29 protein-coding genes are annotated in these 22,637 nt (G+C 67.7%); 21 read left to right on the forward strand and 8 right to left on the reverse strand.

The window, feature by feature from the left end; translation table 11 throughout:
- The first annotated feature begins 41 nt into the window (after positions 1-41).
- The 4 genes from BKE09_RS05915 to BKE09_RS05930 all read left to right on the forward strand — a co-directional run bounded on the left by BKE09_RS05915 (position 42) and on the right by BKE09_RS05930 (position 2,935).
- The gene (locus BKE09_RS05915; protein WP_075675152.1) at positions 42-704 is read left to right on the forward strand and encodes a DUF2238 domain-containing protein; all 663 of its coding nucleotides are present in this window, start codon (positions 42-44) and stop codon (positions 702-704) included.
- Positions 701-1,360: a phosphoribosylglycinamide formyltransferase gene (purN, locus tag BKE09_RS05920; protein WP_075675153.1), complete on the forward strand. Its 660-nt coding sequence runs from the start codon at positions 701-703 to the stop codon at positions 1,358-1,360. The genes BKE09_RS05915 and purN overlap by 4 nt, the downstream gene beginning before the upstream one ends.
- 67 nt (positions 1,361-1,427) lie before the next feature.
- On the forward strand, positions 1,428-2,249 hold the full coding sequence (locus tag BKE09_RS05925) for a DUF3108 domain-containing protein (protein ID WP_075675154.1): 822 nt from the start codon (positions 1,428-1,430) through the stop codon (positions 2,247-2,249).
- 2 nt (positions 2,250-2,251) lie between these two features.
- Positions 2,252-2,935 carry a DUF3108 domain-containing protein gene (locus BKE09_RS05930; protein ID WP_014036249.1) on the forward strand — a complete coding sequence of 228 codons (684 nt, stop codon included), beginning with the start codon at positions 2,252-2,254 and terminating at the stop codon, positions 2,933-2,935.
- Positions 2,936-3,057: 122 nt separating this feature from the next.
- Here BKE09_RS05930 and BKE09_RS05935 read toward each other — a convergent pair whose 3' ends face one another.
- Genes BKE09_RS05935 through BKE09_RS05945 form a run of 3 tightly spaced genes read right to left on the reverse strand, consistent with a single transcriptional unit; the run spans position 3,058 to position 4,907 of the window.
- Positions 3,058-3,387 carry a hypothetical protein gene (locus tag BKE09_RS05935; protein ID WP_014036248.1) on the reverse strand — a complete coding sequence of 110 codons (330 nt, stop codon included), beginning with the start codon at positions 3,385-3,387 and terminating at the stop codon, positions 3,058-3,060.
- Complete coding sequence (gene murA / locus BKE09_RS05940; RefSeq protein WP_014036247.1) at positions 3,384-4,655, reverse strand: UDP-N-acetylglucosamine 1-carboxyvinyltransferase; 1,272 nt, start codon at positions 4,653-4,655, stop codon at positions 3,384-3,386. Before murA ends, BKE09_RS05935 begins: the two co-directional genes overlap by 4 nt.
- Before the next feature lie 21 nt (positions 4,656-4,676).
- Positions 4,677-4,907: a BolA/IbaG family iron-sulfur metabolism protein gene (locus BKE09_RS05945; protein ID WP_075675155.1), complete on the reverse strand. Its 231-nt coding sequence runs from the start codon at positions 4,905-4,907 to the stop codon at positions 4,677-4,679.
- Positions 4,908-4,961: 54 nt separating this feature from the next.
- Here BKE09_RS05945 and BKE09_RS05950 point away from each other — a divergent pair, with 54 nt between their 5' ends.
- From BKE09_RS05950 to BKE09_RS06025, 16 genes are all read left to right on the forward strand, one after another.
- Positions 4,962-5,963 (forward strand): KpsF/GutQ family sugar-phosphate isomerase, encoded by a 1,002-nt coding sequence (locus BKE09_RS05950; protein WP_075675156.1) that lies wholly within the window; start codon positions 4,962-4,964, stop codon positions 5,961-5,963.
- A gap of 67 nt (positions 5,964-6,030) precedes the next feature.
- Entirely contained in the window at positions 6,031-6,579 is a 549-nt protein-coding gene (locus tag BKE09_RS05955; RefSeq protein WP_014036245.1) for an HAD hydrolase family protein, read from the forward strand.
- Positions 6,576-7,151, forward strand: coding sequence for an LPS export ABC transporter periplasmic protein LptC (lptC, locus tag BKE09_RS05960; RefSeq protein WP_014036244.1), 576 nt, complete (start codon positions 6,576-6,578; stop codon positions 7,149-7,151). Before BKE09_RS05955 ends, lptC begins: the two co-directional genes overlap by 4 nt.
- A gap of 101 nt (positions 7,152-7,252) precedes the next feature.
- Positions 7,253-7,819, forward strand: a complete 567-nt coding sequence (gene lptA / locus BKE09_RS05965) for a lipopolysaccharide transport periplasmic protein LptA (RefSeq protein WP_075675157.1) — start codon at positions 7,253-7,255, stop codon at positions 7,817-7,819.
- Complete coding sequence (gene lptB, locus BKE09_RS05970) at positions 7,819-8,538, forward strand: LPS export ABC transporter ATP-binding protein (protein ID WP_005415558.1); 720 nt, start codon at positions 7,819-7,821, stop codon at positions 8,536-8,538. The genes lptA and lptB overlap by 1 nt, the downstream gene beginning before the upstream one ends.
- Positions 8,539-8,578: 40 nt before the next feature.
- Positions 8,579-10,000 (forward strand): RNA polymerase factor sigma-54, encoded by a 1,422-nt coding sequence (locus BKE09_RS05975; RefSeq protein WP_075675158.1) that lies wholly within the window; start codon positions 8,579-8,581, stop codon positions 9,998-10,000.
- Between the two features lie 58 nt (positions 10,001-10,058).
- The gene (gene raiA / locus BKE09_RS05980; RefSeq protein WP_004147311.1) at positions 10,059-10,376 is read left to right on the forward strand and encodes a ribosome-associated translation inhibitor RaiA; all 318 of its coding nucleotides are present in this window, start codon (positions 10,059-10,061) and stop codon (positions 10,374-10,376) included.
- A gap of 21 nt (positions 10,377-10,397) precedes the next feature.
- Complete coding sequence (locus BKE09_RS05985; protein WP_032130191.1) at positions 10,398-10,850, forward strand: PTS sugar transporter subunit IIA; 453 nt, start codon at positions 10,398-10,400, stop codon at positions 10,848-10,850.
- Entirely contained in the window at positions 10,847-11,797 is a 951-nt protein-coding gene (gene hprK / locus BKE09_RS05990; protein WP_005408388.1) for an HPr(Ser) kinase/phosphatase, read from the forward strand. The genes BKE09_RS05985 and hprK overlap by 4 nt, the downstream gene beginning before the upstream one ends.
- A 27-nt stretch (positions 11,798-11,824) precedes the next feature.
- Complete coding sequence (gene rapZ / locus BKE09_RS05995; protein ID WP_075675159.1) at positions 11,825-12,709, forward strand: RNase adapter RapZ; 885 nt, start codon at positions 11,825-11,827, stop codon at positions 12,707-12,709.
- A 421-nt stretch (positions 12,710-13,130) separates the two neighbouring features.
- Positions 13,131-13,523 (forward strand): PTS fructose subfamily transporter subunit IIA, encoded by a 393-nt coding sequence (locus BKE09_RS06000; RefSeq protein WP_014036239.1) that lies wholly within the window; start codon positions 13,131-13,133, stop codon positions 13,521-13,523.
- Entirely contained in the window at positions 13,516-13,785 is a 270-nt protein-coding gene (locus tag BKE09_RS06005) for an HPr family phosphocarrier protein (RefSeq protein ID WP_014036238.1), read from the forward strand. Before BKE09_RS06000 ends, BKE09_RS06005 begins: the two co-directional genes overlap by 8 nt.
- 2 nt (positions 13,786-13,787) lie before the next feature.
- Positions 13,788-15,557, forward strand: coding sequence for a phosphoenolpyruvate--protein phosphotransferase (ptsP, locus tag BKE09_RS06010; protein ID WP_075675160.1), 1,770 nt, complete (start codon positions 13,788-13,790; stop codon positions 15,555-15,557).
- A 192-nt stretch (positions 15,558-15,749) separates the two neighbouring features.
- Positions 15,750-17,111: a magnesium transporter gene (mgtE, locus tag BKE09_RS06015; RefSeq protein WP_008266103.1), complete on the forward strand. Its 1,362-nt coding sequence runs from the start codon at positions 15,750-15,752 to the stop codon at positions 17,109-17,111.
- A 60-nt stretch (positions 17,112-17,171) separates the two neighbouring features.
- On the forward strand, positions 17,172-17,438 hold the full coding sequence (locus BKE09_RS06020) for a hypothetical protein (protein ID WP_014036236.1): 267 nt from the start codon (positions 17,172-17,174) through the stop codon (positions 17,436-17,438).
- Between the two features lie 71 nt (positions 17,439-17,509).
- Entirely contained in the window at positions 17,510-18,325 is an 816-nt protein-coding gene (locus BKE09_RS06025) for a prolyl oligopeptidase family serine peptidase (RefSeq protein WP_075675161.1), read from the forward strand.
- 125 nt (positions 18,326-18,450) lie between these two features.
- Here BKE09_RS06025 and BKE09_RS06030 read toward each other — a convergent pair whose 3' ends face one another.
- From BKE09_RS06030 to BKE09_RS06045, 4 genes are all read right to left on the reverse strand, one after another.
- Positions 18,451-18,942, reverse strand: a complete 492-nt coding sequence (locus BKE09_RS06030) for a transposase (RefSeq protein ID WP_075675162.1) — start codon at positions 18,940-18,942, stop codon at positions 18,451-18,453.
- A 211-nt stretch (positions 18,943-19,153) separates the two neighbouring features.
- Positions 19,154-20,104 (reverse strand): aspartate carbamoyltransferase catalytic subunit, encoded by a 951-nt coding sequence (locus BKE09_RS06035; protein ID WP_014036233.1) that lies wholly within the window; start codon positions 20,102-20,104, stop codon positions 19,154-19,156.
- Between the two features lie 15 nt (positions 20,105-20,119).
- Complete coding sequence (ruvX, locus tag BKE09_RS06040; protein WP_005415547.1) at positions 20,120-20,614, reverse strand: Holliday junction resolvase RuvX; 495 nt, start codon at positions 20,612-20,614, stop codon at positions 20,120-20,122.
- Positions 20,607-21,173, reverse strand: a complete 567-nt coding sequence (locus BKE09_RS06045) for a YqgE/AlgH family protein (protein ID WP_075675163.1) — start codon at positions 21,171-21,173, stop codon at positions 20,607-20,609. The genes ruvX and BKE09_RS06045 overlap by 8 nt, the downstream gene beginning before the upstream one ends.
- 89 nt (positions 21,174-21,262) lie before the next feature.
- Between BKE09_RS06045 and BKE09_RS06050 the strand changes: the two genes are divergently transcribed.
- A complete protein-coding gene (locus BKE09_RS06050) occupies positions 21,263-21,805 on the forward strand; it encodes a DNA-3-methyladenine glycosylase I (protein WP_075675164.1) in 543 nt (180 codons plus the stop codon).
- 73 nt (positions 21,806-21,878) lie between these two features.
- Here BKE09_RS06050 and BKE09_RS06055 read toward each other — a convergent pair whose 3' ends face one another.
- Complete coding sequence (locus BKE09_RS06055; protein WP_014036228.1) at positions 21,879-22,586, reverse strand: YitT family protein; 708 nt, start codon at positions 22,584-22,586, stop codon at positions 21,879-21,881.
- Positions 22,587-22,637: the final 51 nt, after the last annotated feature.

Here is a 22,637-nt window from a genome sequence, read left to right on the forward strand (position 1 = left end):
GCTTGCCGGCAGACGCCCCGCCCTTTCCTGATCGACTCCCCATGTCCGCGCCTGCCCTCCCCACGACCGCTTCGCCCACCACCTTCCGTTTCTCGGGCCCCAAGAAGCTGGCCTTCGCTGCCGTGCTGGCGGTATTCGCAATCAGCTGGATACACCCGCTGTGGCCCACCGAACAGGCCCTGCACAGCACCCTGACCGTGATCGGGCTGGCTGCCCTGCTGTGGGTCGACCGCCGGGGCGGCTGGCTGGGCAACGGCGCCTTCATCGCGATCTGCGGCTTCATCGCGCTGCACTGCGTGGCCGCCCGCTGGCTGTACTCCAACGTTCCCTACGACGCATGGGCGCAGGCGCTGACCGGCTGGTCGCCGAATGCGGCGTTCGGCTGGCAGCGCAATCATTTCGACCGCCTCATCCACTTCCTGTTCGGCGTCTGTTTCACGCCGGCACTGCTGCAGCTGGCGCGCCATGCGTGGCCGGCGCTGCGCCGCGGCCAGGCCTTCAGCCTGGCGGTGATGACGGTGATGTGCGCCAGCCTGGTCTACGAGTGGTTCGAATGGGCCATCGCGCTCGCCCTGTCGCCGGATGCCGCCGAGGCCTACAACGGGCAGCAGGGCGACATGTGGGACGCGCACGCCGATATGCTGATGGCCACCGTGGGCAGCCTGCTGACCTGGCCGCTGATCCGCCGGAGTACCCAGCAATGACCGCGCCTACCCGCATTGCCGTGCTTGCCTCCGGCCGCGGCAGCAATCTGCAGGCCATCCTCGATGCCATCGCCGCGGGCCGCCTGCCCGCCGAGGTCGTCGGCGTGTTTTCCGACCGCCCCGCCGCCGCCGCGCTGCAACGGGTCGGCGCCAACCTGCGCTGGGCGCATGCACCGAAGGAATTCGACGACCGCGCGGCCTACGAGCAGGCGCTGGGCGACGCGCTGGCCGCGGTCGCTCCGGACTGGATCATCTGCGCCGGTTACATGCGCATCCTCGGCGCAGACTTCGTGCAGCGCTTCGATGGCCGCCTGGTCAACATCCACCCGTCGCTGCTGCCGCTGCACAAAGGGCTCGACACGCATGCGCGGGCGCTGGACGCCGGCGATGCCGAGCACGGTGCCAGCGTGCACCTGGTCGTGCCCGAGCTGGACGCCGGCGCCGTGCTGGCCCAGGCACGGGTGCCGGTGCTGCCCGGCGATGACGCGGACAGCCTGGCTGCACGCGTGCTGGCGGTGGAGCATCCCCTGCTGATCGCCACCCTGCAGCTGTTGTGCACCGGCCGCCTGGCTGAACGGGAGGGCCAGCCGCAACTGGACGGTCACCCCCTGTTTAGCCCGCTGGCCCTAGATTCCGCCGGGAACCTGAACCGGTAACTCCCATGCACACGCCCCGCTGACTGCGGGGCTGGCATCCTGCCCCCTCCTGCGGTCCCTGTCCTCCATGAAGACCACGACCCTGCTGTCCACTTCCCTGCTGCTGTCGCTGGCCGTGTTCCCCGGCGTGGGCTGGGGCCAGGCGCAAGCGCCTGCGGCCCCTGCGCAGCCGGCACCCGTCGTACAGCCGCCGGCGGAACCGGCCGTGCCGATGCCTCCGGCGCTGGCCTGGGAGCCGCCGCCGCTGCAGCCGTTCACCGCCACCTACCAGGCCTTCTACAAAAGCAAGGAGGCCGGCGATGCCAGCATGCAGGTCACCCACACCGGCGGCAGCCAGTGGCGGGTGGACATGCAGGTGGTCGGCCGCCGCGGCTTTGCCAGCGTGCTGGGCCTGAACATCGAACAGAGCACGGTGTTCGAGGAGCGCAACGGCGTCTATGCACCGCTGAGCCAGAGCACGGTGCGCAAGGGCCTGTTCCTCGGCAAGAAGGCGGTCGGCACGTACAACTGGCAGGCCGGCACCGCGCAGTGGACCGGCGACGTCAAGAAGGACCGTGCACAGCCGATTCCGCTGCAGCCGGGCGACCAGAGCGCCCTGCTGATCAATCTGGCGATCATGCGGGATGCCCGTCCGGGTGCCACCATGCACTACCGCTACGTGGACATGGGCAAGGTCCGCCAGCATGACTACCAGGCCGCGCCGCAGACCGAGAACGTCGAGGTCGGCGACCTGTCCTACAACGCGCTGCGGGTCTACCGGACCAACGGCGGCAACAACGAAACCATCCTCTGGATCGCCAACGGTGTCCCCACCCCGGTGCGCATCCTGCAACGCGAAGACGGCGAAGACCGCGTCGATCTGCGCCTGATCGAATACCAAGGAGTCTGAGCATGAGCACCCTGACCCGCCCCCTCACCTGGATCGCTGCAGCCGCGCTGTCGGTGGCCAGCCTGCCGGCCATGGCCCTGCAGCCGTTCAAGGCCGATTACCTGGCCAGCTATATGGGCATGCAGGCCAATGGCAGCATGACGCTGAGCAGCGAGGGAGCCAACAAGTGGCGCTATACGCTGCAGGTGAAGAACCAGCTGGCCGACCTGAGCCAGAGCACCGTGTTCGAAGAGGTGCGCGGCCAGCTGCGCCCGCTCAGCAGCCAGGACCGTTCGGCGCTGCTGGTGAAGAAGCGCAACGTGCAGGCCAACTACAACTGGACCAGCAACCAGGCCACCTGGACCGGCGACATCAAGCCGGACCGCGCCGGCCCGATCGCACTGAAGTCCGGTGACATGGATGCACTGCTGATCAACCTGGCGATCGCCCGCGACCTGGCCGCCGGCAAGCCGCTGACCTATCGCATGGTCGACGAAGGCCGCATCAAGAACATGACCTACCGCGTGATCGGCAAGGAATCGATCACCGTGGGCGGCAAGAGCTACGAAGCCACCAAGGTCTCGCGTGCCGACGGCAACAAGGAGCTGATCGCCTGGATCGTGCCGGAATTCCCGGTGCCGGCGCGCATGCTGCAGCGGGAGAACGACCGCGATGCGCTGGACCTGACCATCAAGGCGATGAACTGACGCGCGAACCGGTAGTGCCGGCCGCTGGCCGGCATTCTCGCGATGCTCCACGAGGTTCATGGGGTTGCCGGCCAGCGGCCGGCACTACCGAAAAGAAAACGCCCGCTTCCGCGGGCGTTTTCTTATTTCTTCGCTTCGGCCGGCTTCTGTTCCTCGGCCGCCTTGAACTCGGTGCGGCAGTCCACGCGGATCTGCTCGCCGGTGCTGCGCCAGACGAAGGTGCGGCAATGGCGGTTGCCATCCTGGCTGTCATTCACTGCAACCGCATAGAACGACTCGATGATCTCGTCACGCGAGACCGTGCCATCGCCGTTCCAGTCCATGTCCTTCTGCTCGATGCCCTGGGTGATGGCGATGTTGGCGTACCAGGCATAGCCCAGCCACGCCAGCACGATCAGCACCAGCGCCAGCAGCGCCTTGCGACGCGGGCTGAACTTGCCGCGCAGGATCATGGCACGCGCCGGATGGTGGCGCCGAGCGAAGACAGCTTCTCTTCGATGTTCTCGTAGCCACGATCAAGGTGGTAGATGCGGTCGATGGTGGTCTCGCCGCTGGCCATCAGGCCGGCCAGGATCAGCGAGGCCGAGGCACGCAGGTCGGTGGCCATTACCGGCGCACCGCTCAGGTGTTCACTGCCACGCACGATGGCGGTGTGGCCTTCCACCTGGATGTCCGCGCCCAGGCGCAGCAGTTCGTTGACGTGCATGAAACGGTTCTCGAAGATCGTTTCGTTGATCACGCCGACGCCGTCGGCCACGCAGTTGAGCGCCATGAACTGCGCCTGCATGTCGGTCGGGAACGCCGGGTACGGCGCGGTGGTCAGGTTGACCGCCTTCGGCCGCTTGCCCTGCATGTCCAGGGTGATGGTGTCGTCGGTGGTCTCGATCTTCGCACCGGCTTCGACCAGCTTGGACAGCACCGCGTCCATGGTGTTCGGCCGCGCACGGTTGACCGTGACCTTGCCGCCGGTCATCGCCGCGGCCACCAGGAAGGTACCGGTCTCGATGCGGTCGGGCAGCACTTCATGGCGGCCACCGGACAGGCGCTCGACGCCTTCGATCACCAGGCGGGCGGTGCCCAGGCCTTCGATCTTCGCGCCCAGCGCGATCAGGCAGTGCGCCAGATCGGTCACTTCCGGTTCCATCGCGCAGTTGTCGAGGATGGTGGTGCCTTCGGCCAGCACCGCGCCCATCAGCACGTTCTCGGTGCCGGTGACGCTGACCATGTCGAAGGTGAAGTGGCCACCCTTCAGGCGCTTGGCGGTAGCCTTGATGAAGCCGTTCTCGACCACGATCTCGGCACCCAGCGCCTGCAGGCCCTTGATGTGCTGGTCGACCGGACGCGAACCGATCGCGCAGCCGCCGGGCAGCGACACTTCCGCCGCGCCGAAGCGGGCCAGCAGCGGGCCCAGCACCAGGATCGAGGCGCGCATGGTCTTGACCAGCTCGTACGGCGCCACGTGCTGGTTGACCGAACGCGGGTCGACCACGATCGCGCTGCCGCGCGACAGCGTGCCCTGGTCGATGGTGACCTTGGCGCCCAACTCGCCCAGCAGCTTCACCGTGGTGACCACGTCGTGCAGGTGCGGCACGTTGGTGATCTCCACCGGCGCATCGGCCAGCAGGGTCGCGCAGAGAATGGGGAGGACGGCGTTCTTGGCGCCGGAGATGCTCACTTCACCGTGCAGCGCAGCGCCGCCGGTCACAACGATCTTGGCCATGTATTCGGGATCTTCTGCGGTTCAGCCGGCTTCGGCCGGGGTCACGGTTTTCAGCGCCAGCGCGTGGATCGCGCCGCCCATCAGGTCGCCCAGGGTGGCATAGACCATCCGGTGGCGGGCCAGCGGCATCTTGCCGGCAAAGGCCTCGCAGACCACGGTCGCTTCGAAATGCACGCCATCGTCGCCGTGCACGTCGGCGCGGGCGCCGGGCAGGCCGGTTTCGATCAGGTTGCGGATGGTGTCGGCGTCCAACGGGCTTTCCTAATAAAATGTGCCTCCATTCTACTTCCGCTGCGTGGCGTCCGCATGGCCGAATCCCTGTTGCCCCCCCGTTCCGTCGACCCTGCCAGCCTGGTCGCCAGTGGCCGCCGCGTCTTCGAGATCGAGCAGCAGGCCCTGGATGCCGTGGCCGACCGCCTTGGCGAAGCCTTCCAGCAGGCCTGCCAGGCGATCCTGGCCAGCCGCGGCCGGGTGGTCGCCACCGGCATGGGCAAGTCCGGGCATATCGCCCGCAAGATCGCCGCTACGCTGGCCTCGACCGGCACTCCGGCGTTCTACGTGCATCCGGGCGAAGCCGGCCATGGTGACCTGGGCATGATCACCGAGGACGACGTGGTGCTGGCCCTGTCCTATTCGGGCGAATCGGACGAAGTACTGATGCTGCTGCCGGTGCTCAAGCGCCAGGGCAACGTGCTGATTTCCATGACCGGCCGCCCGCAGTCCAGCCTGGCCATCGCCGCCGACATCCACCTGGACGTGAGCGTTCCGGCCGAGGCATGCCCGCTGGCGCTGGCACCGACCTCCAGCACCACCGCCTCGCTGGCGATGGGCGATGCGCTGGCCGTGGCCCTGCTCGACGCACGCGGCTTCACCGCTGACGATTTCGCCCGTTCACACCCGGCCGGCAGCCTCGGCCGTCGCCTGCTGCTGCACATCACCGACGTCATGCACACCGGCGAGGACCTGCCCAGCGTGGGTGCCGACGCCAGCCTCAGCGAAGCGCTGATGGAGATGAGCCGCAAACGGCTGGGCATGACCGCCGTGGTGGATGCCGACGGCGTGCTGATCGGCCTGTTCACCGACGGCGACCTGCGCCGCGCGCTGGACAGTGCGCTGGACGTGCGCACCGCGAAGATCGCCGATGTGATGACCCGCAACCCACGCACCATCGGCGCCGACCAGCTGGCGGTGGAGGCTGCCCGGCTGATGGAGACCCACAAGATCACCGGCCTGATCGTGGTCGACGGCCAGGGCCGCGCGGTCGGTGCCCTGAACATTCATGACCTGTTGCGGGCCCGGGTGGTTTAACCGACAGTCCGTAGACCCCATTCAGTCTGTACCGCCCCACCCCGAACCCATCGAGCCTGCCACCCTGATGCCCTGGTCCCCCCTGCCCGCCTTCCCCGCCCACCTGCATGCCGCCGCGGCCCGCGTCCGCCTGGCCTGCTTCGACGTGGACGGCACCCTCACCGACGGTCGGCTGTACTACGACAAGGACGGCAACGAGAGCAAGGCGTACTTCGTGCAGGATGGCCTGGGCCTGAAACTGCTGCAGCAGCACGGCATCCACCCCGTGCTGATCACCGCGCGCAACAGCCAGTCCGCGCTCAGGCGCGGCGCCGACCTCGGCATCGACACCCAGATCGCCGTGGGCGACAAGCTGGCCAGCGTGCAGGCGCTGTGTGCGCAGCACGGCATCGGCCTGGAGCAGGTGGCCTTCATGGGCGACGACCTGCCGGACCTGGCGCCGCTGGGTGCGGTCGGCCTGGCGGTGGCGCCGGCCAACGCCCACCCGTGGATCGCCGAGCGCGTGCACTGGCAGACCCGCGCCGATGGCGGACGTGGCGCTGCCCGTGAGCTGTGCGACATCCTGCTGGCCGCCCAGGGCCACGTGGACGCGGTCCTGGCGAGGTTCGGCGCATGAACCTGCCGACCCTGAACTGGCGCACCCTGCTCGGCATCGGCCTGCTCCTGGCGGCCCTGCTCAGCAGCTGGGCGGCCCTGCGCAACCGCGACAAGGGTCCGGCCAGCGGCGGCCAGGAAGTCGGCGTGGACTACATCCTGCACGACTTCCAGATCGTCGCCCTGGATGAACACGGCAAGGAATCGACCACCCTGCGCGCACCGTTGCTGGAGCGCCAGCGTGGCGACCAGACCATCAACATCGCCACGCCGCTGTTCGAGATGCCGGACAAGGATGGCAAGCACTGGACCCTGCGTGCCGAGACCGGCTGGCTCAGCGCCAAGGGCGACGAGATGAAGCTGCGCGGCAATGTCGCCGGCGACAGCCCGGCCGACCCGGGCGTGGTGCCGACCACCTTCCGCACCGACCACCTGGACGTGTTCCCGAAGGAGAACCGTGCCCGCACCGATGCGCTGGTCACCATGACCCGCCCCGGCATGGAACAGTCCGGCGTTGGCTTCGAGGTGGATTCGAAGAACAACACGTATCATTTCCTCAGCCAGTCCAAGGGCCGTTACACGCCCCGTCGCTGATTCCGCCGCCCTCCTGCGACGTCCCCGGACAGGCGCAAGGCAGGCAGCCCACCCACCCGCCCCCGGTTTCCCGGGCGGCCCCACCGGTAGAACGGACCCCGATGAAGATTCCCTTTGCAGCCGTACTCGCGCTCGGCCTGCTTGTTCCCAGCGCTGCCTTTGCCAAGTCCACCGACCGCAACGAGAACATGAACATCGACTCCGGTGCCCAGTCGGGCGTGCTCACCGGCGATGGCAAGACCGTGCTGTCGCAGGGCGTGACCGTCACCCAGGGCTCGCTGGACATCCGCTCGTCCGAAGCCGAGATCTACCTGAAGGACGGCGAGGCCGTGCGTGCGGTGTTCACCGGCAAGCAGGCCACGATGAAGCAGCAGCTCGACGATGGCACCTGGATGGACGCGGTGGCTGATCGCATCGACTACGACATCAAGACCGAGATCATCACCCTGACCGGCAACTACAAGGTCACCAGCGCGCGCGGCACCAATGCCGGCCAGCGCATGGTCTACAACACCCGCAGCGGCGAGATGAACTCCGGTGGCGATGGCAGCCGCGTGCGCACCGTCATTCCGCCGAAGAACAAGAACCCGGCGGCACAGCCGGCTGCCACGCCCAAGGCGGCGGCGCCGGCCAGCACGCCGGCCAAGCCGGCCGGGAGCAAGAAGTAATGCTCGTCGCCAAGGGCCTGCGCAAGCGCTACAAGCAGCGCGAAGTCGTCAAGGACTTCGGGCTGACCCTCGACGCCGGCGAAGTGGTCGGCCTGCTCGGCCCCAACGGCGCCGGCAAGACCACCTGCTTCTACATGATCGTCGGCCTGGTCGCCGCCGATGCCGGCAGCATCGTGCTCGACGGCAAGGACATCACCAGCGATCCGATGTACACCCGTGCCAAGCAGGGCGTGGGCTACCTGCCGCAGGAGCCGTCGGTGTTCCGCAAGCTGACCGTGGCCGACAACCTCCGCCTGGTACTGGAGCTGCGCGAAGACCTGGATTCGGCCGGCCGCGAACGCGAATTGAACAGCCTGCTCGACGAACTGCAGCTGGGCCATGTTGCCGACCAGCTCGGCGCCAGCCTGTCCGGTGGCGAACGTCGTCGCTGCGAGATCGCCCGCGCACTGGCCGCACAGCCGCGCCTGATCCTGCTCGACGAACCGTTTGCCGGTGTCGACCCGATCTCGGTGGGTGAAATCCAGCGCATCGTCACCCATCTCAAGCAGCGTGGCATCGGCGTGTTGATCACCGACCACAACGTGCGCGAGACCTTGGGAATCTGCGACCGCGCGTATATCCTCGCCGAGGGCACCGTGCTGGCCCAGGGCTCGCCGGAGGCGATCCTGGACAACGCCGACGTACGTCGCGTCTACCTTGGGGATTCCTTCAAGCTGTGACCGCAGGCGCCGGGTCCCTTTCCTTCCGTTCGGCACAGGCATGAAGACTCGGCTGCAGACATCGTTGGGACAGCAGCTGGTGCTCACGCCCCAGCTGCAGCAGGCAATCAAGCTGCTGCAGATGTCCACGACCGAGCTGGAGCTTGAAATCGCCCAGGCCGTGGAGAGCAATCCGCTGCTGGACTGGGCCGACAGCAACGACAGCAGTGCCGCCAATGAAGGCAGCGACAGCACGGATGCCGACGCGCCCGCCGAACGCACCGACAACGGTGACGACTGGGCACCGGCCGAACTCGACTGGAGTGCCGCCGGCAGTGGCGGCAGCTTCGATGATGACGATGACAGCGGCAGTGCCGCCGAGCGCGTGGCCGAAACCGAAACGCTGGCCGACCACCTGCTGTGGCAGCTGCACCTGTCGCATCTTTCCACGCATGACCGCAGCATCGGCGCGGCACTGATCGATGCCTTGGACGACGACGGCTACCTGCGCGAACCGCTGGCCACCATCGCCGAAACCCTGCTGCCGGCGGTCCATGCCGATGAGGATGAAATCCTCGCGGTGCTGCATCGCATCCAGCGTTTCGACCCGGTCGGCGTTGCCGCGCGCACGCTCGGCGAGTGCCTGCAGCTGCAGCTGGACGTGCTGCCTGGTGACACGCCGGGGCTGGCGCTGGCGCGACAGATTGCCGCAGGCCCGCTGGAACGACTGCCGCGCAGCGGCGTCGCCGGACTGGCCCATGAACTGAAACAGCCCCTGGACGAGGTCGAGACGGCGGTAGCGCTGCTGCGCTCGCTGGACCCGCGTCCGGGTACGCAGATCGCGCCGCTTTCGCAGGACACCTACGTGGTGCCCGACGTGGTGGTGTGGCGGCAGAACGGCATCTGGCGCGCAGCACTGGCCGGCCATGCCGGGCCGAAGGTGGTGATCCATCGCGGCTACGAACAGTTGATCCGCCGCTGTGGCGAGGCCGACGCCGGCTACCTGCGCGCCCAGCTGCAGGAGGCGCGCTGGCTGCTGAAGGGCCTGCAGCAGCGCGGCGAAACCCTGCTGCGGGTGGTGCGCAGCCTGATCCTGCAACAAGCCGGCTTCCTCGAATTCGGCGAGCAGGCGCTGCGCCCGCTGACCCTGCGCGAGATCGCCGCCGAGCTGGGCCTGCACGAATCCACGGTGTCGCGTGCGATCGCCCGCAAGCACGTGCGTACGCCGCGCGGCACCCTGCCGCTGCGCGCCTTCTTCGCCTCGGGCATCGATACCGAAGGCGGTGGCGAGGCGTCCAGCACGGCCATCCAGGCGATGATCCGGCGCCTGATCGACGATGAGAACCCGCGCAAGCCGCTTTCTGACGCCAAGCTGGCTGACCTGCTCAAATCGTCGGGAATTCCAGTGGCGCGACGCACCGTGGCGAAGTATCGTGAAGCCATGAACATCTCCGCCTCGCACGAAAGGGTCAGAATCGCTTGACGCGCCGCCGCGCCCGGCGGAGAGGTTCATTGGCACATCCGAACACAGGAGAAACCCGATGCGCATCGAAACGTTTGGCAAAGACGTCGAAGTCACCCCGGCCCTGCAGTCCTATGTAGAGGAGAAGCTGGCCCGGATCGGAAAACACTTCGACCAGCACTGCGAAGCGCGGGTGACCCTCAAGCTGCAGAAGACCGAACACCACGTCGACGCCAGCCTCAACATTCCCGGCCAGACCCTGCACGCCGAGGCCAATGCCCAGACCATGTATGCCGCGATCGACCTGCTTGCGGACAAGCTTGACCGCCTGGTGATCAAGCACAAGGAGAAAAAACAGCAGCACGCACCGCTGCCGGTGGGCGACAATGGTGGCTGATCGCCACCGTTCCCCGCAGACATGCCCCTGACTGACCTCCTGGCGGCCGTGCAGACCCAGCTCTGCACGGCCACCGACCGTGACAGCGTCCTGCAGGCCGCCGCCGGGTTGCTGGCCTGCCGCCAGGCCAACGCCGAACAGATCTATCTGAACCTGTGCCAGCGCGAAGCCCTGGGCAGCACCGCGATCGGCCACGGCATCGCCATCCCCCACGGCCGCGCGCCGACCCTGGACCGCCCCCGTGGCGCCCTGCTGCGGCTGGCGACCCCGGTCGACTTCGGCGGCGATGAGCCGGTGGACCTGGTGTTCGCGATGGCCGTCCCCGCCCATTACACCCACCAGCACCTGATGCTGCTGTCCGAGCTGGCCGAGCTGTTTTCCGCACCGGACATCCGCCAGGCCCTGCGCGAAGCCGGCGATGCCCGGGCCCTGCGCGAAGCGCTGGACATGACCCCACCTGCGAGTGCCGCATGAATACCAGCATCACCGCCCGTGAACTGTTCGAACAGCAGCGCGAGCGGCTGGGGCTGCGCTGGGCCGCCGGCAAATCCGGTGAGAAACGCGAGCTGGAGGCCGGCAACACGGTCTCGCGGCGTCCCTCGCTGGCCGGCTACCTCAACGCCATCTATCCCAACAAGGTGCAGATCCTGGGCACCGAGGAACTGTCCTGGCTGGATGCGCTCGAACCGCGCCAGCGTTGGGAAACCATCGAAAAGATCATGCAGTCGCATCCGCTGGCGCTGGTGCTGACCCGCAACCAGGCGTGCCCGGAAGACCTGCGCGCGGCCGCCGATGAATCCGGTACACCGCTGTGGCTGTCGCCCAAGCGCGGCCACGAACTGCTCAACCACCTGTCCTACCACCTGGCACGCACGCTGGCGCCGCGGGTGATCCTGCACGGCGTGTTCATGGAGATCTATTCCATCGGCGTGCTGATCACCGGCGAGGCCGGATCGGGCAAGAGCGAGCTGGCGCTGGAACTGCTCAGCCGCGGCCATCGGCTGGTGGCCGACGATGCGCCCGAATTCACCCAGATCGCGCCTGATGTACTCGATGGCACCTGTCCGGAGCTGCTGCAGGACCTGCTGGAAGTGCGCGGCCTGGGCGTGCTGAACGTGCGCGAGATGTTCGGCGACACGGCTGTAAAGAAGAACAAGTACCTTCGGCTGATCGTCCACCTGACCAAGCCGATGACCGAACCCACCCCGCATGGCTACGAGCGCCTGACCGGCGACTCGGGCACCCGCCATGTGCTGGACCTGGACGTTCCGCTGATCACTCTGCCGGTGATGCCCGGCCGCAACCTGGCCGTGCTGACCGAGGCCGCGACCCGCCTGCACATCCTGCGCACCAAGGGGATCGACCCGGCGGCGATGTTCATCGCCCGCCACAGCAATCTGCTGGAACGGCGAACACCCTGATTCCCCTGCCCCTCGAAGAGCCTGTCCATGAGCACCGCAACCCCCACCGCCCCGACCCTGATCATCGTCAGCGGCCTGTCCGGCTCGGGTAAATCCGTCGCCCTCAAGACCTTCGAGGACCAGGACTACTACTGCTCGGACAACCTGCCGATCCACCTGCTGCCGGACTTCGTGCGCAGCCTGCTGGCCAACCACGACGGCAGCGCACCGCGCCGGCTGGCGGTGGGCATCGACGTGCGCGGCCAGGCCGACCTGAGCCAGCTGGGCGACTGGCGGCAGCTGGCCGCCGATGCCGGCGTGGAAGTGAAGGTGCTGTTCTTCGAGGCCAGCGACGAAGCGGTGCTCAAGCGCTACGCCGACACCCGCCGCCGCCATCCACTGAGCCAGCTGGGCCTGTCACTGCCCGAAGCGATCGCCCGCGAGCGCGAGCTGACCGCGCCGCTGCGCCGTGAGGCCGACGCGGTGATCGATACCAGCAACCTCAACGTGCATCAGCTGCGGCGGCGGATCATCACCGAGTTCACGCTGGACCATGCCACCGGCCTGTCGCTGCTGTTCGAATCCTTCGCTTACAAGCGCGGCGTGCCGGCCGAGGCGGACTTCGTGTTCGACGCCCGCGTGCTGCCCAATCCGCACTGGGACCCGGACCTGCGCGCGCTCAGCGGCCGCGAGCCCGGCGTGCGCGACTACCTGGAAGCGCAGCCGGACGTGCAGCGCTACCTGACCCAGCTGATGGATTTCCTCGATACCTGGCTGCCGAAGCTGGGCGATGGCACCCGCAGCTATGTGACCGTCGCGTTCGGCTGCACCGGCGGCAAGCACCGTTCGGTGTTCCTGGCCGAGCGCATGGCCCGGCATGCCCGCGAGATGGGCTGGGAAGACGTGGCGACGTACCACCGCGAACAGGATTGAGGGGCTCGGCCGGGCTGCGCCCGGCACCCGCCGGTAGTGCCGGCCGCTGGCCGGCAACAGCAACAGCAACAGCAAAAGCAGAAGCGGCATTCCGTGGGATGGCGGGGCGGGTCCGGTTACGGGGGACGCCGTAAACCCATCCGTGGGGGCTTGGCCGCGGCATCCATGCCGCGGACACCCCCGCAACCGGACCCACCCCGCCTCTGACAGATTCCGTGTGCTGTTGGTGGGTGTCGACCTTGGTCGACACGATGGATCCACGCCATGCGTGGATGAATCCCGGTCAGGCATCGAAAAACGCATGGGGTCGGAGCCCTTTTCCAGGGGAAAAGGGCTCTGACCCCGGTAACGCTGAATACGGGACACAGTGCCCCTCATCTGCTGCTATCGCCGATTCACCTTGACCTGTTAACGTGCAGTAATGACCTGTGGCATTCTCCTCGTAACACATCCCGGGGTCGGGACCGCCCTGCTTGACGTGGCGACCCGGCTCCTGCGGCAATTGCCGCTGAAAACCGAAGCTTTCGAAGTACCGTTCGACGCAGACCTGGACGCCCTGCTCCCGCTCGCCTCGGCCGCCCTGCGGCGGGTCGACAGCGGTGAGGGCGTGCTGATCCTGACCGACCTGTACGGCGCCAGCCCCGCCAACCTTGCCGGGCAGCTGGCCCGGCTGGGGACCCCGGTTCGCCGGGTGTCGGCGCTGAGCCTGCCGATGTTGCTGCGGGTGATGAATTATCCGGAACAGGGACTGGATCAACTGCCCGCCACAGCCGCGGCGGGTACCCGTAATGGAGCGATAGTCGACGATGCTTGAACGAGAACTCACCGTCAGCAACCGCCTGGGCCTGCATGCCCGGGCCACCGCCAAGCTGGTGCAGACCTTGGCGCCGTTCCGCTGCAACGTGACCATGGCCGCCAAGGGCCGTGAGATCAACGCCAAGAGCATCATGGGCGTGATGCTGCTGGCCGCCGGCCAGGGCACCCCGGTCACCGTGCGCATCAACGGCGAAGATGAAGCCGCCGCGATGGACGCGGTGGTCGGCCTGTTCGAACGCCGCTTCGACGAGGACAGCTGAGCGTGCCACGCGCACGCGCCGGCCAGGTCCCTTCCGGCCAGCGGCCGGTACAACTGCTGGCCGGGCACGGTGCTGCCCGCGGCACGGCAATGGGCCGGGCCCGCGTACGCCTGCCGCATGCGCTGGAAGTCGCCGAACAACGTATTGCCGTCCACCAGGTCGAGGCCGAGCTGGCCCGCCTGCACCGTGCGGTGGATGCCGCGCGTACGGAAATGCACGAACTGCGGCAGCGCCTGCAGGGTGCGCTGAACCAGGAAGTGGGCGAGTTCCTCGACCTGCACGCGCTGCTGCTGGATGACCCCGAGCTGCTGTTCGGGCTGGACGAACTGATCCGCAGCGGCCCGTACAGCGCCGGCTATGCGCTGCGCCTGCAGCGCGACCGCCTGGCCAGGGTCTTCGATGGCATGGACGATGCCTACCTGAAGAGCCGCATGGACGACCTCGACCATGTGATCGGCCGCATCCACGCCTTCCTGCAGCCCGAACGCCCTCCGGTGATGAAGGGCCTGGCCGGGGAGATCCTGGTCTGCGACAACATCGCCCCGTCCGAACTGGCGCAGCTGCAGGCGCAGGGCGTGGTCGGCATCGTCACTGCCGCCGGCAGCGCGCTATCGCACAGCGCCATCCTGGCCCGCAGTCTGCACCTGCCCCTGATCGTCAACGTGCCGCAGCTGCTCAGCCGCATCGCCGACGGCGACGTGCTGATCATCGACGGTGCCGACGGCAGCATCACCGCCAACCCGCTGGCCGACAACCTGCGTGACTACCGCGCGCGCCTGAAGGAACACGCGCGCGAGCAGCGCGAGCTTGGCCGCCTGCGCAGCAAGCCCAGCCGTACCCGCGACCAGGTCGATATCGCCCTGCTGGCCAATGCCGAATCGCTGGAGGACGTCACCCAGGCGCATGCGCTGGGTGCTCAGGGGCTGGGCCTGTACCGCACCGAATTCCTGTTCCTGCAGCGCAACGAACTGCCGGACGAAGAAGAACAGTTCCAGACCTACCGTGATGCCGCACTGGGCATGAGCGGTCGGCCGGTGACCATCCGCACGCTTGACCTGGGTGCGGACAAGGCCGATCGCACCGGCCTGACCCTGAGCAACGAAGAGAACCCGGCACTGGGCCTGCGCGGCGTGCGCCTGTCGCTGGCACGGCCCAAGGTGGCCGACACCCAGCTGCGCGCGATCCTGCGCGCCTCGGCCTACGGCAAGCTGCGCGTGCTGGTGCCGATGGTCAGCACCCGCGAGGAACTGCTGGCGGTGCGCCGCCGCATGCTCAAGCTGAGCGAACAGCTGCGCAGCGAAGGCCACATGGTGTCCGAGCACGTGCCGCTGGGCGCGATGATCGAAGTCCCGGCGGCTGCACTGGCGCTGGAGAGTTTCATCGATCTGGTCGATTTCCTGTCGATCGGCACCAATGACCTGGTGCAGTACCTGCTGGCTGCCGACCGCAACAACGAGGCGCTGGGTGAGTTGTACTCACCGTTGCACCCGGCGGTGCTGCGGCTGTTGCAGATGGTGATCGAGACCGGCGCACGCCACCGCATCCCGGTGGCGGTCTGCGGCGAGATGGCCGGTGATGCGCGGATGACCCCGCTGCTGCTGGCGCTGGGCCTGAGCGAGTTCAGTCTGCATCCCGGCACGTTGCTGGAGGTGCGCCGTGCAATCCGCGAAGCCGATCTGGGTGCGCTGCGCGCCCGTGCCCCGAAGCTGCTGGCCGCGCGCGACCGCCGCGCCATCGAACGCTGGCTGGCGCTGGTGGCGGATACGCCCTGAGCACCAGGTAGTGCCGGCCGCTGGCCGGCAACCTCATGGACTCCGGTGGGGACGATTGCCGGCCAGCGGCCGGCACTACCGCCACCCGGCGGCTATGCGTTGAAACATCCCCTTGCGATAATGACGCGCTGAACACCCCTGTTGCCGCATCCTTGCCGGGATCGCGGCTTTTCTTATCCCGCGGGAGCTGCGATGGCTGAAGCTGTACGCCACGACAAGACTGCGCGCCAACTGCGGATGTTGTCCGATGCACTGGACAGCGGCCGGCTGGGCCCGGTACGTCGGCTGGTCAACACCCTGGCCCCGGCCGAGATCGGCAACCTGCTGGAATCGCTGCCGCCAGGCAAGCGCGAGGTGGTGTGGGGCCTGGTCGACCCGGAAGATGACGGCGAGGTGCTGGTCCACGTCGGCGAAGACGTGCGCGAGAGCCTGCTCGCGGACATGGACCCGGACGAGATCATCGCCGCGGTCGAAGACCTGGACATCGACGACCTGGCCGACCTGGTCGAAGACCTGCCGGATACGGTCATCGACGAGGTCCTCAAGTCGATGGACCGCGAGAACCGCGAGCGCCTGGAACAGGTGCTGTCCTATCCCGAGGACAGCGCCGGCCGCCTGATGAACCCGGACGTGGTGACCGTGCGCGCCGACGTCAACGTCGATGTGGTGCTGCGTTACCTGCGCCTGCGCGGCGAACTGCCGGACCACACCGACCACCTGTTCGTGGTCAGCCGGCGCCACCAGTACCTCGGCCGGGTGTCGCTGGCGGCACTGGTGACCCACGAGGACACCACGCCGATCAACCGCCTGATCGACGACGAGCAGCCGGCCATCGACGTCGGCGAGAGCGACCAGGAAGTCGCCCGCCAGTTCTCCGACCATGACTGGATCTCCGCGCCGGTGGTGGACGACAACAACATCCTGATCGGCCGCATCACCATCGATGACGTGGTCGACATCATCCGTGGCCAGGCCGAGCACCAGGCGCTGGGCGCCGCAGGCCTGGACGAGGACGAGGATCTGTTCAGCCCGGTCTGGCGCGCCATGCGCCGGCGCCTGATGTGGCTGTCGGTGAACCTGTGCACCGCCTTCCTGGCCTCCAGCGTGGTCGGCCACTTCGAAGGCACCATCGACAAGCTGGTGGCGCTGGCCGTGCTGATGCCGATCGTGGCGGGCCTGGGCGGCAATGCCGGCACCCAGGTGCTGGCGCTGATGGTGCGCGGCCTGGCACTGGGCCAGGTGGGCGCGTCCAACGCGCGCACGCTGCTGTGGAAGGAAGTGCGGGTCGCCTTGTTGAACGGCGTGATGCTGGGTTCCGTGCTGGGGCTGATCGTGCTGGCCTGGTTCCACTCGCCCGGGCTGTCGGCGGTGATCGCCATCGCGCTGACCTGCAACCTGCTGTTCGCCGCGCTGGCCGGCGTGCTGGTGCCATTGACCCTGAAACGCTTCGGCTTCGACCCGGCGCTGGCCAGCGGCATTTTCCTGACCGCCGTGACCGACTCCATGGGCTTCTTCACCTTCCTCGGCCTGGCCACGCTGGTGCTGCTGCACTGAACCCTGCCGGGTCGGATCCCCGCCACGCGGGGCTCTGACCCGATCCCAACTGGAACACCCATGGCAACAACGATCGAAAACTACTTCCAGCCCGGCTGGCGCGACCAGCAGCACACCTGCCCGGCCTGCGAATGGAAGGGCAGCTCGCGCGCCATGGAGATGGAGCTGGACGAGGACGCCACCGAGTACGACTGCCCGGTCTGCGAGAACCCGCTGCTGGTGGTACTGCACCCGGACATCGCGCAGGTGCAGGCCGCCGCCGCCGACGGCAATGCCGAGGCGCAGGAGCAGCTGGACATCATCGCCAGCTTCCCACGACCGGAGTGACGCGGCGCATGATGCCGCGTTGACCTGCGGCGGACTAGGATGCAGCTGACCTCGCTGCCCCGGGAAACGCCATGCTCCGTTCGATTCCGCGCTGGTTGCCCCTGCTGGCGGTCCTGATGATGACCGGCTGTGCCTCGATGCCGGACAACGCGCGCGGCCGCTTCGAGGGCCGCGCAGTGAAGGTGGACGGCGAGACCGCCTATTACCAGGTCTTCATTCCGGCGGGGGTGCGGGCGGGACAGCCGGCAGGCGCCGGCAACGGCAGCGGCGTCCCGGTGGTCCTGTTCCTGCATGGCTCGGGCGAACGCGGCGGCGACGGCATCAAGCAGACGTACTCGGGGCTGGGGCCCTACCTGCGCGAGCATCCCGACTTCCCGGCGCTGGTGGTGTTCCCGCAGGCACCGCGCCATTCGGAATGGAGCGGCCGCAACAACCGCATGGCCGTAGCCGCACTGGACGCGACCATTGCCGAGTTCGGCGCCGACCCGGCGCGGCAGTACCTGACCGGCATGTCGATGGGCGGCTACGGCAGCTGGAACATTGCGCTGGATGACCCGCACCGCTTTGCCGCGATCGTGCCGGTATGCGGTGCCGTGTTCGCGCCGCGCGCCAAGCGGCCGACCCTGTTCGTCGAACAGGTGGCCCAGGAATCCGATCCGTATGCCGTGATCGCCAGGCGACTGCAGCACACGCCGATCTGGATCTTCCACGGTGCCCTGGACGACGTGGTGCCGCCGGATGACGACCGCAGGCTGCACAGCGCATTCCAGGGCACCCACGCACGCGACGTGCGCTACACCGAGTACCCGGAAGGCAACCACAACGCCTGGGATGCCACCTACGCCGACCCGGCGATGTGGGCGTGGCTGTTCGCGCAGAAGCGCTGACCAAAGCTCCTGTCGGGAAACATCTGTTGGTGGGTGCCGACCGTTGGTCGGCATGGGAGTTGGTGGTGGGTGCCAACCGTTGGTCGGCATGGGAGTTGGTGGTGGGTGCCGACCGTTGGTCGGCACTATCTCTCCGATCCAGGCTGTTCCTCTGCATTGAACTGCCCATCAATCTCCCATCGGCACCACGCATGCGGGTACTCCCCAAGACAGCTCGCCAAGTTCGCCCTGATCGGGTTGGCGACGATGTACATCGCGTGCCGGAACAGCGATTCATCGGAACGAATGGCGTGATCGTGATAGCTCGATTGCCAGAATCGCCCTGATCTACCCAGCATGCGGTTGGTCCGCAATGCACTGCTCGATTTGAAGCGTTGCATGACGTAGTCCAGCGAGAACGCGCGGAGCTCCACAAGCCAATGGACATGATCCGGCATGACCACATAGGCAAGCGAGTGCGTCAGACCGTCAGCATCAAGACGACGGATCACCTCCATCACCACCTGCGCCGCAGTGGCGTCGTCGAAGTAGTGTCGACGGCCCTGGGTGACGGTGGTCAGGATGTAGGATTGCCCGATCCGGGAATGGCGGCCAAGGCGTAGGCGTGCGCGATTCATCGGCACAAGCGTGTGCTTGCCAGCAGTCACCTTCTATCGGGCAACCACTCCGATGCAGGTAGGCCTGTAGCCAATCAATGGCTACGCTCGCCACTTCACTGGACTGATGGCTCTGTGCCGACCAACGGTCGGCACCTACCCAGGCAGTTCAAGGCGAATTCCCATTGTGCCGACCAACGGTCGGCACCCACCCATGCCGTCAAGATTGCGATCAGCCCAATAGGGTTTCCAGCACGGCCATGCGCACGGCGACGCCGTTGGCGACCTGGCGCAGCACCCACGACTGCGGGCCGTCGGCCACCTCGTCGGTGACTTCCACGCCGCGATTGATCGGGCCCGGGTGCAGCACCGCGGCATCCTTGCCGGCGCGCGCCAGGCGTTCGTTGGTCAGTCCGTACTGGGCGTGGTACTGCTCCAGCGACGGTACCAGGCCTTCTTCCATGCGCTCGCGCTGCAGGCGCAGCATCATCAGCGCGTCGACGCCTTCCAGCATCGCGTCGAAATCATCGCCGACGACGCAGCCCTTCAGGGTCTCGTCGTCCGGCAGCAGCGACTGCGGGCCGCACACGCGGATCTCGCCCACGCCCAGCGTGCGCAGCGCATGCAGGTCGGTGCGGGCCACGCGCGAATGCTTCACGTCGCCGACGATCACCACTTTCAGCTTCGAGAAATCCGGGCCCTTGGCCTGGCGCAGGGTCAGCATGTCCAGCAGGCCCTGGGTCGGGTGCGAGCTGCGGCCGTCGCCGGCATTGATCAGCGCGGTGCCCTCGCCCGCCGCTTCGGCCAGCGCGGCCACCGCGCCATCATCGGGGTGGCGCACCACGAAGCCGCGCACGCCCATCGCTTCCAGGTTGCGCAGCGTGTCGCAGGCGGTTTCGCCCTTGCGCGTGGACGAGGTCGAGGCATCGAAGTTGAGCACATCGGCGCCCAGGCGCTGCGCGGCCAGCTGGAACGAGCTGCGGGTGCGCGTGGACGGCTCGAAGAACAGTGTGCATACCGCCGAACCGGCCAGCACGTGGCGCTTGTTGCCGACGCGACCGACCGCAGCGTCGCGGATCTGCCCCGCCCGGTCGAGCAGCTGCAGCAGGGTTTCGCGCGGCAGGCCCTCGAGGGTCAGCAGGTGGCGCAGGCGTCCGGAGGCATCGATTTGCTGGGCGGTCATGGCGGTGTCGGGCAGTCAGGGAATGGGGGTGGCGTCGTCCGGCGACGACAGCCAGCGGTCGATGATCACCGCCGCGGCCACGGCATCGAGGGCGGCCGCATCGCGGCGGCGCTTGCGCCCTTCGGCGCGCTCGACAGCGAAGCGGCGTGCGGCCTCGACCGAGCTGGAACGCTCGTCGATCATCACCACCGGCAGCTTGAAGCGTTCCCGCAGCTGGCGGGCAAAGCCCTGCGCACGCTTGCGGTTGGGCTGGTCCTGGCCGTCCAGGGTCAGCGGGTCGCCGACCACCAGGCCGTCAGGCTTCCATTCCTTGAGCAGGCGTTCGATCGCGGTCCAGTCCGGGCCATTGCCGTGCACATCGACCACCGCCACCGCGCGCGCATGCGCAGCGAAGGCACTGCCGATGGCCACGCCGATCCGCCGTGAGCCGACGTCGAACCCCAGTACGGTGCCGTCACGGCGGATCGCCGGGGCAGCAGGAACCGGTGCGGGCGCGGCCGGCTCAGACATGGCCGCTGTAGTCGGTCAGCCGGAACAGGTCCACGCCGATGCGCGAGGCCGCACCCTGCCAGCGCTGCTCCAGCGGCAGCTGGAACACCAGTTCGGCGTCGGCCGGCACGGTCAGCCAGCTGTTCTCGGACAGTTCGCTTTCCAGCTGCCCTGCACCCCAACCGGCACAACCGAGGGTGACCACGGCATTGGCCGGGCCTTCGCCGCGCGCCATCGCTTCAAGGATGTCGCGCGAGGTAGTCAGGTACAGGCCTTCGCCCACGGTCAGGCTGGAATCCCACGCCCGCGCGTCGTCATGGATGACGAAGCCGCGTTCGGGATGCACCGGCCCCCCGTTGAGCACCATGCGGGCCTGCAGGTCACCGTCGCCGGTGGCGATGTCCATCTGTGCGAGCACTTCACCCAGCGTGTATTCGGACGGCTGGTTGACCAGCACGCCCATCGCCCCGTTCTCGTCGTGCTGGCAGATCAGCGCGACGCTGCGGGCAAAGGTCGCGTCGAGCAGCGACGGCAGCGCGACGAGCAGGTGATCGGCAAGGGAGGTCGGCGTTACAGGCATGCCGCCATTCTAGCGGTTGGGCGCCCCGGGCGCCTCCACCCGACGGTCACGGCGCGCATAATGGCCAGCCCGTACCGCAGGAATTCAACGTGTCCGGCTACTGCCTCATCGCCCCGGGCCATCCGGTGCACGACTACTACCACGCCAACGAATACGGCTTCCCGCAGCGTGACGAGCGCGAACTGTTCGAGCGGCTGGTGCTGGAAATCAACCAGGCCGGGCTGAGCTGGGAGACGATCCTGAAGAAGCGCGAGGGCTTCCGCACGGCCTATGACGGTTTCGAAGTCGACCGCGTGGCGGCCTACGCCGAGCAGGACATCGAGCGCCTGCTGTCGGACGCGGGCATCATCCGCAACCGGCTGAAGGTGCTGGCGGCGATCCACAATGCGCAGGTGATCCAGCAGCTGCGGGCCAGCCATGGCAGTTTCGCGGCGTGGCTGGATGCGCATCACCCGCGCAGCAAGGCCGACTGGGTGAAGCTGTTCAAGAAGACGTTCCGCTTCACCGGCGGCGAGATCACCGGCGAATTCCTGATGAGCCTGGGCTACCTGCCGGGTGCGCACGCCGCGGACTGCCCGGTGCATGCGCGGCTGTTGACGCTGTCGCCGCCGTGGTTGCAGGCTTCCCGGTAGTGCCGGCCGCTGGCCGGCAGCCTCGGGAGGCCACAGGTGTTGCCGGCCAGCGGCCGGCAATACCGTCGAATCGTCACACGCCCATGTAGCGGCCAGGGCGGTGGTTGAACATCAGCACCAGGCTGAGCACCACCGCGCCGATGGCCGAGTACAGCACCTTCGACGGCGACAGCACGAAGAACGCGGCCACCATCAGGCAGGCGTCGTAGGACATCTGCACCTTGCCGGCGCTCCAGCCGCGGGTGCGCTGCAGGTACACCGCCAGGATGCCGATGCCGCCGAGGCTGGCGCGGTGGCGGATGAAGAACAGGATGCCCAGGCCGGACAGTGCACCGCCCACGATCGCCGAATACAACGGGTTGATGTGCGAGAAGTCGATCCAGCGCGGCAGCAGGTCGGTCAGCACGCCACAGGCGGTGACCGCGGCGAAGGTCTTCAGGGTGAATTCCCAGCCCATGCGCCGCAGCGCCACCCAGTAGAACGGCAGGTTGACCAGCACGAATACCAGGCCGAAGTTCCAGCCCATCGCGTAGTGCAGCAGGAACGCCATGCCGGCCATGCCACCGATCATCAGCCCACCCTTGGCGAAGATGGCCAGGCCCAGCGAGGCCACCATCGTGGCCAGCACCATGCCCTGCACGTCCTCGGCGATCGAGTGACGCAGCGCTTTTTCGTCGGCGGTGGTGCCGGCACTGTCGGGCGGCGGGGTCAGCGGACCGGCGGTGACCAGATGGCCGTCAGCGTCGTCGCACGGCGCGGGGCCATGGGAGGGAAGGGACATGCGGGTGGGGGAACAGCAGGTGGGGAGCGGTATTAGACACGATCTGCATGA

The sequence above is a fragment of the Stenotrophomonas sp. TD3 genome (assembly GCF_001939825.1).
Taxonomy (GTDB): domain Bacteria; phylum Pseudomonadota; class Gammaproteobacteria; order Xanthomonadales; family Xanthomonadaceae; genus Stenotrophomonas.

Bases quoted from the DNA above. Each gene is read 5' to 3' on its own strand.
- BKE09_RS05950 (WP_075675156.1), top strand. From the start codon at position 4,962: ATGGCCGAATCCCTGTTGCCCCCCCGTTCCGTCGACCCTGCCAGCCTG.
- lptC (WP_014036244.1), top strand. From the start codon at position 6,576: ATGAACCTGCCGACCCTGAACTGGCGCACCCTGCTCGGCATCGGCCTG.
- lptA (WP_075675157.1), top strand. From the start codon at position 7,253: ATGAAGATTCCCTTTGCAGCCGTACTCGCGCTCGGCCTGCTTGTTCCC.
- mgtE (WP_008266103.1), top strand. From the start codon at position 15,750: ATGGCTGAAGCTGTACGCCACGACAAGACTGCGCGCCAACTGCGGATG.
- BKE09_RS06030 (WP_075675162.1), bottom strand. From the start codon at position 18,942: ATGAATCGCGCACGCCTACGCCTTGGCCGCCATTCCCGGATCGGGCAA.
- lptB (WP_005415558.1), top strand. From the start codon at position 7,819: ATGCTCGTCGCCAAGGGCCTGCGCAAGCGCTACAAGCAGCGCGAAGTC.
- BKE09_RS05935 (WP_014036248.1), bottom strand. From the start codon at position 3,387: ATGATCCTGCGCGGCAAGTTCAGCCCGCGTCGCAAGGCGCTGCTGGCG.
- BKE09_RS05985 (WP_032130191.1), top strand. From the start codon at position 10,398: ATGCCCCTGACTGACCTCCTGGCGGCCGTGCAGACCCAGCTCTGCACG.
- BKE09_RS05925 (WP_075675154.1), top strand. From the start codon at position 1,428: ATGAAGACCACGACCCTGCTGTCCACTTCCCTGCTGCTGTCGCTGGCC.
- BKE09_RS06005 (WP_014036238.1), top strand. From the start codon at position 13,516: ATGCTTGAACGAGAACTCACCGTCAGCAACCGCCTGGGCCTGCATGCC.
- BKE09_RS06045 (WP_075675163.1), bottom strand. From the start codon at position 21,173: ATGCCTGTAACGCCGACCTCCCTTGCCGATCACCTGCTCGTCGCGCTG.
- BKE09_RS06000 (WP_014036239.1), top strand. From the start codon at position 13,131: ATGACCTGTGGCATTCTCCTCGTAACACATCCCGGGGTCGGGACCGCC.
- raiA (WP_004147311.1), top strand. From the start codon at position 10,059: ATGCGCATCGAAACGTTTGGCAAAGACGTCGAAGTCACCCCGGCCCTG.
- purN (WP_075675153.1), top strand. From the start codon at position 701: ATGACCGCGCCTACCCGCATTGCCGTGCTTGCCTCCGGCCGCGGCAGC.
- hprK (WP_005408388.1), top strand. From the start codon at position 10,847: ATGAATACCAGCATCACCGCCCGTGAACTGTTCGAACAGCAGCGCGAG.
- BKE09_RS06055 (WP_014036228.1), bottom strand. From the start codon at position 22,586: ATGTCCCTTCCCTCCCATGGCCCCGCGCCGTGCGACGACGCTGACGGC.
- ruvX (WP_005415547.1), bottom strand. From the start codon at position 20,614: ATGTCTGAGCCGGCCGCGCCCGCACCGGTTCCTGCTGCCCCGGCGATC.
- BKE09_RS06035 (WP_014036233.1), bottom strand. From the start codon at position 20,104: ATGACCGCCCAGCAAATCGATGCCTCCGGACGCCTGCGCCACCTGCTG.
- rapZ (WP_075675159.1), top strand. From the start codon at position 11,825: ATGAGCACCGCAACCCCCACCGCCCCGACCCTGATCATCGTCAGCGGC.
- BKE09_RS06025 (WP_075675161.1), top strand. From the start codon at position 17,510: ATGCTCCGTTCGATTCCGCGCTGGTTGCCCCTGCTGGCGGTCCTGATG.
- BKE09_RS05930 (WP_014036249.1), top strand. From the start codon at position 2,252: ATGAGCACCCTGACCCGCCCCCTCACCTGGATCGCTGCAGCCGCGCTG.
- BKE09_RS05915 (WP_075675152.1), top strand. From the start codon at position 42: ATGTCCGCGCCTGCCCTCCCCACGACCGCTTCGCCCACCACCTTCCGT.
- BKE09_RS05955 (WP_014036245.1), top strand. From the start codon at position 6,031: ATGCCCTGGTCCCCCCTGCCCGCCTTCCCCGCCCACCTGCATGCCGCC.
- murA (WP_014036247.1), bottom strand. From the start codon at position 4,655: ATGGCCAAGATCGTTGTGACCGGCGGCGCTGCGCTGCACGGTGAAGTG.
- BKE09_RS06020 (WP_014036236.1), top strand. From the start codon at position 17,172: ATGGCAACAACGATCGAAAACTACTTCCAGCCCGGCTGGCGCGACCAG.
- BKE09_RS05975 (WP_075675158.1), top strand. From the start codon at position 8,579: ATGAAGACTCGGCTGCAGACATCGTTGGGACAGCAGCTGGTGCTCACG.